Annotated in this window: 10 protein-coding genes; 3 read left to right on the top strand and 7 right to left on the bottom strand. The window is 55.0% G+C overall.

Annotated features, from left to right (window positions below):
• The 3 genes from CUN67_RS20375 to CUN67_RS20365 all read right to left on the bottom strand — a co-directional run.
• The coding region (locus tag CUN67_RS20375; RefSeq protein ID WP_208717035.1) for an RHS repeat-associated core domain-containing protein at positions 1-4,043 on the bottom strand (4,043 nt) is incomplete at its 3' end.
• Positions 4,044-4,060: 17 nt separating this feature from the next.
• A complete protein-coding gene (locus tag CUN67_RS20370) occupies positions 4,061-4,498 on the bottom strand; it encodes a DcrB-related protein (RefSeq protein ID WP_208717034.1) in 438 nt (145 codons plus the stop codon).
• A gap of 130 nt (positions 4,499-4,628) precedes the next feature.
• A complete protein-coding gene (locus CUN67_RS20365) occupies positions 4,629-5,543 on the bottom strand; it encodes an alpha/beta hydrolase (RefSeq protein WP_208717033.1) in 915 nt (304 codons plus the stop codon).
• A gap of 268 nt (positions 5,544-5,811) precedes the next feature.
• Between CUN67_RS20365 and CUN67_RS20360 the strand changes: the two genes are divergently transcribed.
• Positions 5,812-6,945, top strand: a complete 1,134-nt coding sequence (locus tag CUN67_RS20360; RefSeq protein WP_208717032.1) for an EpsG family protein — start codon at positions 5,812-5,814, stop codon at positions 6,943-6,945.
• A 237-nt stretch (positions 6,946-7,182) separates the two neighbouring features.
• Positions 7,183-8,217, top strand: a complete 1,035-nt coding sequence (locus CUN67_RS20355; RefSeq protein ID WP_208717031.1) for an acyltransferase family protein — start codon at positions 7,183-7,185, stop codon at positions 8,215-8,217.
• A 63-nt stretch (positions 8,218-8,280) separates the two neighbouring features.
• On the opposite strand, the gene CUN67_RS20350 is transcribed toward CUN67_RS20355, so the two are convergent.
• A complete protein-coding gene (locus CUN67_RS20350) occupies positions 8,281-9,273 on the bottom strand; it encodes a LacI family DNA-binding transcriptional regulator (RefSeq protein WP_208717030.1) in 993 nt (330 codons plus the stop codon).
• 402 nt (positions 9,274-9,675) lie between these two features.
• Between CUN67_RS20350 and CUN67_RS20345 the strand changes: the two genes are divergently transcribed.
• Positions 9,676-11,139, top strand: coding sequence for a sugar porter family MFS transporter (locus CUN67_RS20345; protein ID WP_208717029.1), 1,464 nt, complete (start codon positions 9,676-9,678; stop codon positions 11,137-11,139).
• Between the two features lie 101 nt (positions 11,140-11,240).
• On the opposite strand, the gene CUN67_RS20340 is transcribed toward CUN67_RS20345, so the two are convergent.
• The 3 genes from CUN67_RS20340 to dnaT all read right to left on the bottom strand — a co-directional run bounded on the left by CUN67_RS20340 (position 11,241) and on the right by dnaT (position 13,768).
• Positions 11,241-12,374: an ROK family protein gene (locus tag CUN67_RS20340; protein WP_208717028.1), complete on the bottom strand. Its 1,134-nt coding sequence runs from the start codon at positions 12,372-12,374 to the stop codon at positions 11,241-11,243.
• Between the two features lie 117 nt (positions 12,375-12,491).
• Positions 12,492-13,232: a DNA replication protein DnaC gene (gene dnaC, locus CUN67_RS20335; protein WP_208717284.1), complete on the bottom strand. Its 741-nt coding sequence runs from the start codon at positions 13,230-13,232 to the stop codon at positions 12,492-12,494.
• Positions 13,232-13,768: a primosomal protein DnaT gene (gene dnaT / locus CUN67_RS20330; RefSeq protein WP_208717027.1), complete on the bottom strand. Its 537-nt coding sequence runs from the start codon at positions 13,766-13,768 to the stop codon at positions 13,232-13,234. The genes dnaC and dnaT overlap by 1 nt, the downstream gene beginning before the upstream one ends.
• Between the last annotated feature and the right edge of the window lie 54 nt (positions 13,769-13,822).

Here is a 13,822-nt window from a genome sequence, read left to right as displayed (position 1 = left end):
ACATTAGGAATAGGCTTCCTGACTTCATAGATAGTATATGGTTTAGAGTCTGTTCCTGGCGGAAGTGCCCGCATTGAATATGGAGTTCCTACTGGTGAAGTATATTTACCGCCGGGATAACCATAACGATCAATTACGTGACCAGGCTCCAGAATAGTAACTTTCTCCGAGCCAAAAGCCCCATTATTTGGCGGCCAATAGGTAACCAGCCCCTTATTCAACCCCAGCGGGTCGATCCACGTCAGAGGGTTTGGTGCATAAGCGTAAAGGTTTTCTCCCCCCGCTAACCCTATCGGGTCCTGGACTGTAAACCGTCCCACCTGCGGGTCATAATACCGGAACAGATTATAATGCAGTCCGGTTTCCCGGTCGGCGTATTGTCCGGCGTAGCGCAGCGGCTGATGGTGCAGCGACGCCAGTCCGGACAGGCGGTAAAAGCCTTCCGTCTGCCTGCTGACCTCGCCAAAACTGCCGTACTGCCCGCTCCAGCGTACCGCGCCCTCTGCATCCGTCACCTCCAGCGGCGCGCCGTTCAGGTCGGTGCTGAACCAGAATATTTCCCCCTGCGCGGCATCCTGCTGATGGTCGATACGCGCCAGCGGGCTCCAGGTTTCCGTTGGGTCATAAACGTAGGTCTGGCGGCTGCCGTTTGCCTGCTGTTCCTGCAACAGACGATATCCCTGCCACAGAAAACGGGTTTCCTGCTCACCCTGTCCGCTGTTCACCACCTTGCGCGTGCGTCGTCCCAGCGCATCGTAATGATAATGCGCGGTAAACCGGCCCTGCGGGCCACTGCCGCTGGCGGTTATCAGCCGGTTTTCCGCGTCCCAGGTAAAATGCTGTTCATACTGACCGCTGCGGCGGCGGATTAGGTTGCCCCACGCGTCGTACTTCATAAACAGCTGCTGCCACTGCCGCAGACGGTTATCCCTCACCGCCACGAAACCCTGCTCCTCATCCACCAGGTTGTCGGCGGCGTCGTAGCGGAACCCGCGGCTGGCGTGGCCCTGACGCGCTTCATAATGCTTCAGCAGGCGGCCTTCGGCGTCATAGCCGTAGTCCACCTGGCCGCGCAGCGTGTCGTGGATACCCGCCAGCTCACCCCGCGCGCAGTAGCGGAAGGCGCGCGACAGGATATCTTTTTCCGGCAGCGCCACCCCGTCTGTCACCGCGCTCTGCTGCCGGATGCGGCGGCCGAGGCTGTCGTACCCGCGGGTCTGCCAGCGCGCCCCCTGGCTGCGCCGGATTTCGCGGTGCAGCCGGTCACGGGTAAATTCACTGACCTGCTGCCGGTTGAAACGGATGGCGCTGACGTGGCCGGAGCCGTAATGCAGCCAGCTCAGCTGCTGCCCGTCCGGCAGCGTCAGGCCGGTGAGGTTGTTCAGTTCATCCCACTGATAATTCAGCGTGCCGCTGCTGCCGGACTCACTCAGCAGGCGGCCTGACGCATCACGCCGGAACAGGATTTCATCCGCTTCGATACCCAGCTCACGGCCTTCCTCTGTGGGCGTGCGCGTCACGCCAAGCAGCTGACCGGCACGGTCATGCCGGTAATGATATCCGGCATGGCGGTGGCTGCGCCCGGTCAGCAGGCCGCTGTCGTCATAGTGGAACTGCTGGATACGGCGCGGCAGCCCGCCATCCGGGCCGGGCATGCCGTCTTCGCGCATCGCACTGAGCAGGCCGCGTTCGTCCCACTGCCACAGCCGTTCGGTTTCGTCCGGGCGCACTTCACGCAGCGGGCGACCGGCGGCGTCATAGTCAAAACGGTATTCGCCACCGTTGCCGTTCTCCAGCCGCAGCAGGTTGCCGCGCGGATCATAATGCCAGCGCCGCGTGCGTCCGAGCCGATCGGTCTGGCTGACGGGCAGGCCCGCAACGTTGTAAGCCCAGCGGATTTCACTGTCCAGCGTATCGCGCCAGCCGCTCAGCTGACCGCGCGGGTTCCATATCAGCGTTTCACGGCTGTCGTCAGGATGGATCAGGGTGCACAGCTGACCGGCGCTGTTCCACCCGCGCTGCGTCACGTTGCCTTCCGCATCTTCGCTGCGGATAAGCTGGCCGAACCGGTCATAGCTGAAGCGGGTGACGCTGCCGGAGCAGTCGGTACGCTGCGTCAGCAACCCCTGACGGTTCCACGTCAGCCGCACCACACCGCCTGCCGCATCGGTCACACTTTCCGGCAGCGTCTCTTCATCGTCCGGGTAGTAATAAACCGTGGCATGGCCGGAGGCGTCGGTTTCCGACAACAGGCGTCCGGCCGGATCATAAACATTCTGCGTGCTGGTCTGGTCGGGGTACCGGATACGGGTGATAAGGTCGGTCTGGCGATGCCAGTGATATTCCGTCCGGCGCCCGGCCGGATCGGTCTCTGACGTCATGCGGCCATATTTATCCCAGCCGCTGCGACGCATCGCGCCGCCCGGCAGGATGACATCGCACAGCTCACCGTCTGCATAGATCAGGGTGGTCTGGCGGCCATCAAAATCGGTGAAGCGGGCAACGTTATCGTCGTCATCCGTCAGCCAGTGCGCCTGCGCGCCATCGTCACGCAGCGCCAGCCGCGTTCCTGCGGCAAAATCGTAGCTGAATTCAAGTTGTTCTCCGCCGTTGTGGCGGAAGGCGACCACACGCGGCAGACCGTCAATTTCCTGCCAGCGATATTCACTCAGCAGGCCGTTTGCATCCTCATGGGCGCTCATCAGCCCGTCACGCCACTGAAAACGACGGCGCACGCTACCGCCCCGGCCGGTTACGCAGACAAGCTGGTGCTGATCATCGTAAGCGTAACTGACCAGACACACCTCGTCATCCAGCCAGGCTCCCGTCAGGCGGCCGGCGTCATAACGACACACCACGGTTTGCCCGGCGCTGTCAGTTAAGGCATGCAGGGTGTGATCGGCGTTCCAGGTGAACAGAATGTCATTGCCACCGCGCTCACTGAGGCGCAGCGGCAGGGAAGGGGCATCATCGGCCAGTGGCGGGAAGTGCCAGCGCTCGCCGCTGATGTCATAAAGGGACCAGCTGTCATCCTGGTGATGCTCCAGCCACTGTTTTTCATCGGCACACCAGCTGCGATGGCCCCGGGGCACCCAGGGGAAGAAAATAAAGTCGCCGGACGGCGCGCGCCAGACCAGGCCATCCTGATATCGCTGCAGCCGGGTTTCCCAGAACAGATTCCAGCCCCGGCCCAGCACGCTGTCGCCGGGATTACCGCTGCGCCAGTAGCGCTGCCAGCGCACCGGCAGGCGGGAAGGCAGCACAAAATCCAGCTCGTCATCGCCGCTGAGAAACTTCTGGCCGCTGACGATATCCACCGGGCGGGCAATAATCCCGGCCGCCGCAGCCCCGGTCATCAGCACTCCGGCCCGGCAGGCGATACGCGCCAGTTTGTTGATGCCCGGCAATTTGCTCAGCAGTCTGCCCAGCGCGCCGGTCTTCCCGGCCATTCCGCCCCAGCCACCGGCGAGTCCGGCAAACAGCAACGTCAGATCCGAGACTTTGTATAACCATTCAGGGACTTCAGGTTCGATCGGCAGGGTCTGCTGCGCTGCGCCGCCGATGAACACGTCAGAGGAGCCGGTCATCACCCTGGCATCGCAGGTGGTATGGTCCCCGAGGCGCACGGCAGGCATGCCGTTGATAAAGACGCTGGACGATCCTTCCGCCATCTGTTCGGAACCGTCGTCAGAACAGTCCACCTCGCTGTAAGTGGCGACCGCCGCAGGCTGACCATTGATAAAGACATCGGCGGAGCCGGTGGTGATGGTGCCTTCTTTCGACATACTGGCGGCACCGGCTTCGGCAATGCCGTCACGGGCCGCCGTCGCCAGTTCCCCCGTGATCCAGCCAACCGCCACGCTGGCACCGATCAGCAGAACACCCACGCCGAGACAGGCTGCGCCCAGCCCGGCAATCATCAGTGCGCCCGAGGCAATCCCCCCAACCGCCGCAATCAGTCCGCCAATTAACGTTCCGCCGATCATGCCAGCCAGGGCATGAGAATGCCCGATGTCGTCCCCGACGCGTGCTGCTTCAAACATAACAACATTCCTTATCGTTAAGCGTGAAAACGGAAGCTCCTGAGCAGGGAGTTAAAGCGGGAAGAATCCGTCTCGCTCAGTACATCCATCGAAGTCATGGTGAACACCAGCACCCTGCTGTTGTCCGGGGTGAAAACCGCCTGCTGCTGCCAGACGCGTCTGCCATCACGCAGATAACTGGCGTGGACGATTTCGCCCGTCAGGAGATTTTCGCCAAGTGTGGTGGAGGCGCGTTGCGACTGTTTCCAGCCCTGCAGATGCTGCGCCATCAGTGCCAGTTGACGATCAATATACGTATCCAGCGCTTCATCAGCGTGGAGGGTATCGCGGGAAATATTGAAGGCGGGTGCACCCGCGCCTGTTACCGTAAAGACATTGACCGTGCGATCCTGATAGCCGTCAGGCAGCGCAATCCGGCCTTCTGTGAAGAAACAAACCTGAGATGAGTCGTTCATTGAGCGCATTCCCTATGCTTAAAACGTAAGGGAGTCTCTCACAGGAAGACAATATTGACCACAATTTATACTGGACCTGTTTCAGGGAACAGCGCGATAAATCGCGCCGCTACAACCTGTGCCGATCCTTTCACTTCACCAGATTCGCCTGCCAGTCACTAAACAACATCGGCCAGTTTTTTGCCGGGATGTCCTGTTTTTTCACAATGCCAAAACCGTGGCCCCCCTGCTGAAACAGATGCAACTCAACCGGCACCTTGTTTTTGCGCAACGCATCAAACATCAACAGTGAATTCTTTGGTGAGGCCGTGCCATCATTCAGCGCCTGGGCAAGGAAGGTCGGTGGCGTATGGGTGGAAACCCGGTCTTCCTGTGAATAACGCTGTTTGACGTCATCACTGATATCTTTGCCATACATGGCGGCACGCGTGCCGTTATGGGTGACACCATCTTTCAGCGACAGCACCGGGTAGATCAGCGCGGCAAAATCGGGGCGGGCAGAAACCTTATCCTGATCATCTTTTGCCGGATAGTTACTGGCATCGGGATCGTTGCTGACATTCGCTGCCAGGTAAGCCCCCGCAGAGAAGCCCATCACACCTATCTGGTTGGAGGCTAGCTGGTATTGGTCCGCATTGGCACGAATCAGACGCATGGCGCGCTGCACATCGGCAAAAGCATTATTGCGGTTAACCTCTGATCCATCGTGTGGCATGCGGTAAAGTAGCACGAACGAGGAATAGCCTTTTTTACTCAGGACCTTTGCCACATCCAGCCCTTCGAGATCCTCCATAATATAAGAAAATCCCCCACCCGGAATGATAAGCACCGCCGAATGATTATTTTCCCCGGTCGGTGGAACATAAATCATTTCCGGTGATGCTACCTTTGTGACAGCGCGATTATTATCCGCCAGGTTCTTACTAAAGTTAATAAATGTATTATTTCCTGACACTTCATTTTGCCAGATCGGAATTTCCTTATTGGCAAATGCGCTGGGAAGATAAATCAGGGAAATCAATGCGGATAAAAAAATCGACTTCATCTTTCTGGCTCCAAATCCTGAATGAAAACAACAACAAGCGCTCCGGCAGCTCACCACAACGGCACGCCCCCTGCCGCAGAATCCAATCCCAGAAGAAAAAACCTGACTTTATAATAAGTCCAAATCAATCTACAGAGAAAGGTAGCAAATATTGCTGTTCATTTTCATCCAATATAATTATGGACCAGAAAAAATTAGACTTTTCTCATGTTTACGTTAACAACACCCTATGTTATAAGTAAATTTTAAACTATAAGAATCTGTGACCATGGGAATTTACTGGATCATAAGCCTGACATTGACCTTCGTGGCAATTGTTGAAGTCATGCTTAGTAAAGATGAAAACACAGCACGACTCAGATTATATCTTTATTTTGTTGCCGTGGTCGTGCTTTTTACCTTTGGTGGAATTCGTGGTCTTGGCACCGGTCTGGATGATTTACAGTATCGCCAGTTCTTCTCACAGTTTATCGATCAGATTATTATCGATGGATTCTGGAATGCGGTGGTCAACTTCCGCTATGAACCGGCTATTTATGCCATTGCAGGTGTTACCCGAATATTTACGGCCAATCCGGACATCTTTATCTTTGTCTTTACTGTGATTGCCGTCTGCGTCAACGCACATTATTTCCGCAAGCTGACACCGATCCCGTTAGTCGCCCTGGCCGTTTACTCTGCTCACCTGTTTATCAATAAAGACATGAACCAGATTCGCTTTGGTTTGTGCTCGGCATTTTTAATGGGTTTTGTTTATCATTTCGCACGCAGAAGTAAATCGGGCATGATCACCACCTTTATTCTGTCGTTTATCAGCCACGCCACCGGCATTGTCGCGTTGCTGGTGCCGATAGCGCTGATCGTGAAGAAACATAAGTACATCCCGATACTTATCGTGCTGGCCAGCCTGCCATTGGCCTTTATGGGCAGTTCGGCGTTAATCTCTGCCCTCTCAAGCCATCTGGGTTCGTTAGGCGACAGGGCAATGGGCTACGCCAACCAGGACTCCGCGCAGGAACAGGGCATCATCACCCTTTCCAACCTGAAAAATATTGGCTTCGTCTTCATCTTCAGCTTCCTGTTGCTGAGCGACAAAATAAAGAATTTCGAGGAAGAGAAATTCCGTCTTTACTACATCCTGGTCATTACCTTTGCGATTGGTAGTGGTTTGAGGATGGCCCTGCAGGATTATGCGTCCGGTGGACGTCTGGCCAACTATTTATTGCAGGTAGAACCCGTCCTTATTTCCCTGTGTATCTGGGAAACGAAGAAATTCATGAAGGTTCTGGCGGTAGGCGTGACGGTATTAATGGTTCTTTACTATCTTTATTACAATACTATTTCAAGCAAGCAGTCGATCACCGGCTACCAGGTTTCACGTACCTTCCAGTTGTTCCGCTAAAAAAATGCGCTGACGTTAACTGCGTCAGCGCTTCGCTTCTATTTAAGAATAGCCCGATAGACACATAAGGAAAGTCCGAATATCTTTCCTCTTCGGGCCATTGCTTGCATTTTGAATCTTTTAAAACTTTAATAGCTGAACATCTGCGTCAGCAGTGATCGGATTATTCCTAACAACTCACGTGAAGTTTATTAATGATTTCACTGGCGCAACGTCACTCAATGAAAGAATGCAGATATGAACGAAAAAAATAACTTCGACATCGTCCGACTATCGCTCGCCTTTATCGTGTTACTGGTGCATTCGGCAGAAGTAACCAGAAATCCTGACATTCGTTTCCTTGCTCACTTTCTGAATAGTGATTTTGCCGTAAAAGGATTTTTCGCAATAAGTGGTTTTCTTATTGCAAAAAGTTACTTAAGAAGTAAATCACTCACCTCTTATTTTATTAAACGTGCGCAACGAATTTTACCCGCGTATATATTCGTGGTGATTATGTGCTTCGTGATTGGCCTGTGCCTGACGACGCTGCCGATTGTCGATTTTCTGAAAAACAAAGAAACCGTCAAGTATCTGATAGCGAACTTCTCGTTCCTCAACTTCATCCAGCCATCACTGCCGGGCGTGTTCACCAGCAACCCGAACCAGCCGCTGGATGGCTCGCTGTGGACGATTAAAGCCGAGCTGAGTCTCTACGTGCTGCTGCCCTTCGTGCTGCCGCTGATGAAGAAAAACCCGCTGAAAGTCTGGGGGGCGATTTTCTTCATCTCCTGTGCCTGGTTCTTTTACTTCACGGTGGTGTATACCGGAGCTAAAGCCGACACGCTGGCGAAACAGTTCATTTCGCTCTCTTCCTACTTCTTCTTTGGCAGCCTGCTGGCGACCCACCAGCCCACGTTTGATCGGCTGAAAGAAATCACCATCATTTCACTGGTGGTGTTTCTGCTGTTCAAAGGCACCGATTATTCCTTCCTGGTGGAGCCAATCGCCTTCTCTTCGGTGGTGATTCTGTTCTGCACCAACCTGTGTAGCGAGATCAAAATCAGCCAGTACGGTGACCTGTCTTACGGCATGTACCTTTACCACTGGCCGATTATTCAGGTGTTGCAGCACTTTGGCGTCTTCAACGCTAACGCCTTCCTCGGCCTGCTGATGACGATTGTGATTACCGTGGCGCTGGCTTATACCTCGTGGAATCTGCTGGAAAGCCGCTTCCTGAAACGTGCGCATCACACGCCGCCACCCATTGCAGGCAGTGCCGCGCGCGACTGACACACCATCCGTAACGGCGCGATAAATCGCGCCGTTACGGTCATATGCAACAGTTCAGGTGTTTCAGATGGTGGCACCCATCGACAGGCGATAGTGCAGATTGACCTGCTCGATGGTCGGCAGGTGATTGATCTTTTTAATCACGATTTCGGTGGCCACTTTGCCCATTTCAAAGCGCGGCGTAATCACGCTGGCGAGGCGAGGCGTGGTGACCTGACCAATCTCTAACCCATGAAAACCGGCAATCGCCATCGACTGTGGCACCGCGATACCCGCCGCATGGCATTCCTGCAATACGCCGACCGCCAGGTCATCATTGGTGCAGAGAATCGCATCCATCTCCGGGTAGAGCTGGCGCGCCAGCGTCATCATGCCAGTACCAATCGATACTGATGACACCTTGTTTGGCACAATGCGCCCGGCAGGCAAACCCGCCGCGGCCACCGCATCGCAATAACCAGCATAACGTTGCTCATCACGCCGGTCCGACATGGAGCCAAAATAGATCACGCGTTTTTTGCCACTCGCCAGCAGCATTGCCGTCATGTCGTAGCCCGCACGATAGTTGTCGAACCCGACATTAATGCGATCGCGCGTTTCAGTCAGTCCCATCACTTCCGCCACCGGAATGGTGGCAGCCTTGAGGTATTTTTCCGCCCGGATGGTGTGCACGGACTCGGTAAGGATCAGGCCCTTGATATTCAATGCCAGCACCGTGGCAATCTGCTCCTCTTCCCGCTGCGGGTTGTAGTCATAATTGACCACCAGCGTTTGGTAGCCTTGCGCACTGGTCACCGATTCAATCCCGGCCAGCAAATCGGCAAAGATTTGATTATTAAAGGAAGGGATCAGCACACCAATGCGTGGCGGGCTGGCACTGCTCAGGGCGAGGTTGTCCGGATCGGGCGTGTAGCCGATTTCGGCAATAACGCTGGCAATTTTGTCGGCCGTTTCCGTTTTCACTTTTTCCGGCGTGCGTAAATATCGGCTCACCGTCATCTTGGTGACCCCCGCCAGGGTGGCAATATCATCCAGGGTGATGCGCTGCGTTTTCATCGCGATGTCCGCAAAGACGGCCTTTCAATCAACGTATTATGCCTGCTGCCCGGCAAAAAATGAAACCGTGCCCAGGCGGAATTACCGGCAGGGAAAAGGGCAACATTTCAGAATGAAAATTTCAGAAAAATTCCAGTAAAAAACAAGAAAGGCAACATCCCTGTCAGAAGGTAATGACAAAAAACCTATCATTTCATCCGCATAAACCTTCTCTCCCTTATCCATGACAGCAATTTTCGCAACCCCGCTCACACATTTCGGAAAAAATGATCCAAAAATATCCATTTAGAAAATATATTTCACTGCGAGTACCCTGCGTGAATACACGGAACATCGACAACCTACAACATTCCTCTTTCTGGACATGCAACGTTCAGGCGGTAGAGACAAGGGGCTATAACTATGGATTCCAGGCAAAAACGCTACAATATGAAGTATGTCATTCTCTGCTGCACTGTCGCCGCATTTGGCGGGCTGCTGATGGGCTATGACTCTTCCATTATCTCCGGTGCAATCGAACCCTTAAGTGAATACTTCCAGCTGACACCCGCGGAAACGGGCTGGGCGGTTTCTAACATTCTGCTCGGGAGTCTGGTGGGCTGTTTTATCGCCCCGCGCCTGAGCGACGTGCTGGGGCGTAAAAAATCGCTCGCCATCACCGCCTTATTGTTCACCGTTTCGGTGATCGGCACCGCCATCGCCCACAATTTCACGGTATTTGTGCTTTTCCGCATCATCGGTGGCCTGGCAATTGGCCTCGCTTCGGTGATTTCGCCTATCTATCTGGCAGAGCTGTCGCCGTCGAAGTTCCGTGGTCGCACCACCGCGCTGTATGCGGTGTGCTGCGTCGGCGGACAATCAGTGGTGCTGCTGACCAACTACTTCATCACCAAATCCATGCTACCGGAAGCGATGATTGCTATGGGCTGGCGCTATATTCTGGCGACCGCACTGGTCCCCTGCGCGTTGTTTATCTTCTTTATCGCCTTTATCCCGGAGTCACCGCGCTGGAACGTGCTGAAAGGCAAATACGATGCCGCCCTGGATACACTGACCAAAATCTCCAACCGCGAACATGCAGAAAGCGTGTTTAGCGAAATCAAACACTCGTTCTCCGATGAAACAGCACGTCAGCACAAGGCGCGTTTTCGCCTCGATAAAACCACGGTGCCATTGCTGGTGATTGGTATTGGTCTGGCGGTGGGGAACCAAATCAGCGGCATCAACGTGATTCAGTATTTTGGCCCGACGCTGCTGAAAAATGTCTCTGGCAGTGTGGATTCGGCGCTGCTGCAAACCTTCTGGCTGTCCGTTTGCCAATTTATTGGCGTGCTGGCGGGGATGACGCTGATCGATAAAGTCGGGCGTCGTAAGCTGCTGCTGCTCGGGGCCATCACCTCCTGTATCTGCCTGGCTTACTCCTTTATCGCCTTCTACTACCATCTGCCAGGCCTGCTGGCCGTGATTGGCCTGTTCGCCTATATGATTTTCTTCGGCATGACCTGGGGCCAGATTGTCTGGACGGTGCTGGGCGAAATCTTCCCGACCGAAATTCGTTCCATCTGTGTGGGGATCTCCATCTGCGCGATGTCGATGGCGAACTTTATTATCAGTTCCACCTTCCCGATCATGAACAGCAACCCCCTGTTGCTCGATATGTTCCACGGTGGATTCCCGCTGCTGCTGTTCGCGATTTTCTCGCTTGGCATGTACTTCTTCACCTTCCGCTATCTGCCGGAAACCGCTGGCGTCTCGCTGGAGAAAATTCACGGCCTGGTGCTGGAGAAATTTAATGTTGATGTGGAACTGCCAGCTGCCACCAGCAGCAGCAAATCCGCTGAGTCACTGAATATTCCACGGCATTAATCCTTTCAGGCGGCGATATACCGCCTGAAAATAGCGCGATAAATCGCGCCGCTACAACGGATTGCACAACCCGTAGCGGCGCGATTTATCGTGCAGGATTTTCATCCCATGCGCTGTTCATACTGCTCAATCACCGCCAGCGCCAGGCCGTTAGCTGGATCGATGCGCTGCGGCAGAAAATGCAGCGCAGTATGGGCAAAGGTAAAGGCCAGCGTGCTTGCCTGCGTCGTCTGTTGCACCGCCTGGACAAAGGCGGGTGACGCATTCCACGGCGCATCCACCATAATGCTGGCGGGGTTAAGCAGCAACATCACCTGGCTCAACGCAATACCGAGCTGCGCACCAGCCTCACTCATTACCGCACTGACAATCGCCGGTTCGCTCTCGCGATTTTGCCAGCGCAGACCCGATTTTCGCTGAGCTAACTGGTGTTGAATGGCAGGCAGGCTGACCAGCGCTTCCAGGCAACCACTACGCCCGCAGCTGCAACGCGCACCATTCGGCTGCACCGTCAGATGCCCCACTTCTCCTGCGGTCCAGCTGCTGCCGGTAAAGACTTCGCCAAGCTGCACCAACGCCCCGCCAATGCCTTCCGCAATACGCAGGTAAAAATGACCCTGGTTTTTATCCAGCGCCAGTTGCTGCACCGGAAGCAGCGCCGCCGCTTTGACATTATTCATGATGCGCAGCGGCAGGTTGATTTCAGCGTTGAGTGGCGTCAGCAGATCAATGTCCTGCCAGCCAAGATGGGAAGAGAAATGCATCCAGCCACGTTGGGGATCCACGATGCCCGGAAATCCCAGCGCGATACCAATTAACTCAGGATGGGCGGCGGCCAGCGTCTGGCAGCACTCCGCCAGCTCCTGCAACAACGCGGTGGGATCATGGGTTTCGGTACGCCAGGTCTGCTCAGCAATCACCTGCGAGAAATAGTCACAGACCCGCCAGTGAATCGTCTTACGTTCTACCATGATACCAGCGCTTTTCAGCTTTTCCGGCCTGAGCGATATTTCAATCTTCGGACGTCCGGCAGAGGCAACACTGACCGGCCCCAGCTCGGTAATCACCCCCAGCTCCAGCAGATCATCCACAATCAGCGAAACGGTATTTTTGCTGAGGTTTAATGCCAGGGCCAGATCCTGGCGGGAGGTTACGCGCGTCTGACGCAGCTGCGCCATCACCCGCTTCAGGTTATTCAGTCGTAATAATGCCGGCCCTTTACCCGTCGCTTTCATGCCTGTCTCACCCGGCAATATAGAAGAGGTTCAGTGTAGCAGTGTCCGGGTGCGCTTTATCTCAGACTTTGCTGGCATTTTTGATGTGGCGCACCCTGATGCAGTGAGGAAGGTGAATTAGTATTCATCGCCGCGCACGCGGCTGCGGTAACTTTCCCAGTCGAAGCGTACCCACAGGCTGTTACCGAGGCGCATACGGTCCATCACACGCTCACCCAGCAGCGTGTTCATACCGGCGGGATCGAGGTTCGACAGCATGCCCGTTGGCCGTTTGGAGGAAGATCGGCGATCGACAATCTGGTTGATGATCACTTTTTCATAGCGTGATTCGCTTTGCATACCGATCTCGTCGATCACCAGCAGATCGACATGGCTCAGATCCTGCAACAGGCGTTCTTCCGTGATATCGCTGCCGCCGCTGAAGGTGCCTTTCATGCTCGACATCAGGTCCGCTACGGTCACAATCAGCACGCTTTTACCGCGCAGAATCAGATCATTACCGATAGCCGCGGCCAGATGGTTCTTGCCGGTACCCGGACGGCCGGAAAACACAAAGCTGGAAATGCTGTTATCAAAACCCGCCGCATACTCGCGCGCCAGGCTCAACGCTTTGCGTTGTCCTTCGTTTTCCACCCGATAGTTATCGAACGAGCAATTCATATGCAGTTCACGAATGCCCGAGCGCCCCATAATACGCTGCATCTTCATCGCGCGATTCTCACGCACAATCGCTTCGGAGCGTAAACGGCCCTGCTCCTGATTCCAGGCGAGCAATTCTTCACCACTGGTGAATTTTGGCTTCACATCATGCGGCATCAGTTTTTTCAGGCGGCTGAAAAGATCGTTCGGCGTTTTCATCATTCACCTCGAAAACCATCGGGAATATCATAATCAGTATTGCTGATCCGGGTGATATCGCGCTTCGGCTGCCCGCCGTTCGCCACCCGGTTCATCTGTACGCTACGCGCCAGCTTCTGCTGCCACTGCACATGATGGAACAAACGGCCCTCGGCCTGCCAGTAAGCGACAAAGGTGGCCAGCTCAGCGGGAGTTACCGGTTCGCTCAGCGCGACGCCCCAGATTGCCGCCTGGCGCTGAAAATCGTTGTCCGGCGTCCAGCCCTGATACATGGCAAATTTCCCCACCGGGGCCGCAATGGGCGCGCTGGGGCTATCAAACATGCTGTCATCCAGCGTGACATCATTGGGTTGCTGCGCCGCGGCTTCCAGCGCCAGCAATTGCGCCAGCCGTTGTGGCGTGACCGCATAAAACGCCGGTACGTTGTGATGCAGCACCGCCAGCGTGCCGTTTTCTGCCTGTTGCAGTTTCGCGAGCGGATCCTGACAAAAGCCATCCAGCCCGACCAGCGTTGAAGTTAAGATTTTGACTGACATGAAGAAACCTGACGTTGACAAGCCCAGTGCGCCGGACCGGATATTCCGTCCGGC

The sequence above is a fragment of the Pantoea cypripedii genome (genome assembly GCF_011395035.1).
GTDB classification, from domain to species: domain Bacteria; phylum Pseudomonadota; class Gammaproteobacteria; order Enterobacterales; family Enterobacteriaceae; genus Pantoea; species Pantoea cypripedii_A.
This window is presented reverse-complemented; position numbering and strand designations above follow the sequence as displayed.

Bases quoted from the DNA above. Each gene is read 5' to 3' on its own strand.
- CUN67_RS20370 (WP_208717034.1), bottom strand. From the start codon at position 4,498: ATGAACGACTCATCTCAGGTTTGTTTCTTCACAGAAGGCCGGATTGCG.
- CUN67_RS20365 (WP_208717033.1), bottom strand. From the start codon at position 5,543: ATGAAGTCGATTTTTTTATCCGCATTGATTTCCCTGATTTATCTTCCC.
- CUN67_RS20360 (WP_208717032.1), top strand. From the start codon at position 5,812: ATGGGAATTTACTGGATCATAAGCCTGACATTGACCTTCGTGGCAATT.
- CUN67_RS20345 (WP_208717029.1), top strand. From the start codon at position 9,676: ATGGATTCCAGGCAAAAACGCTACAATATGAAGTATGTCATTCTCTGC.
- CUN67_RS20350 (WP_208717030.1), bottom strand. From the start codon at position 9,273: ATGAAAACGCAGCGCATCACCCTGGATGATATTGCCACCCTGGCGGGG.
- dnaC (WP_208717284.1), bottom strand. From the start codon at position 13,232: ATGAAAACGCCGAACGATCTTTTCAGCCGCCTGAAAAAACTGATGCCG.
- CUN67_RS20355 (WP_208717031.1), top strand. From the start codon at position 7,183: ATGAACGAAAAAAATAACTTCGACATCGTCCGACTATCGCTCGCCTTT.
- dnaT (WP_208717027.1), bottom strand. From the start codon at position 13,768: ATGTCAGTCAAAATCTTAACTTCAACGCTGGTCGGGCTGGATGGCTTT.
- CUN67_RS20340 (WP_208717028.1), bottom strand. From the start codon at position 12,374: ATGAAAGCGACGGGTAAAGGGCCGGCATTATTACGACTGAATAACCTG.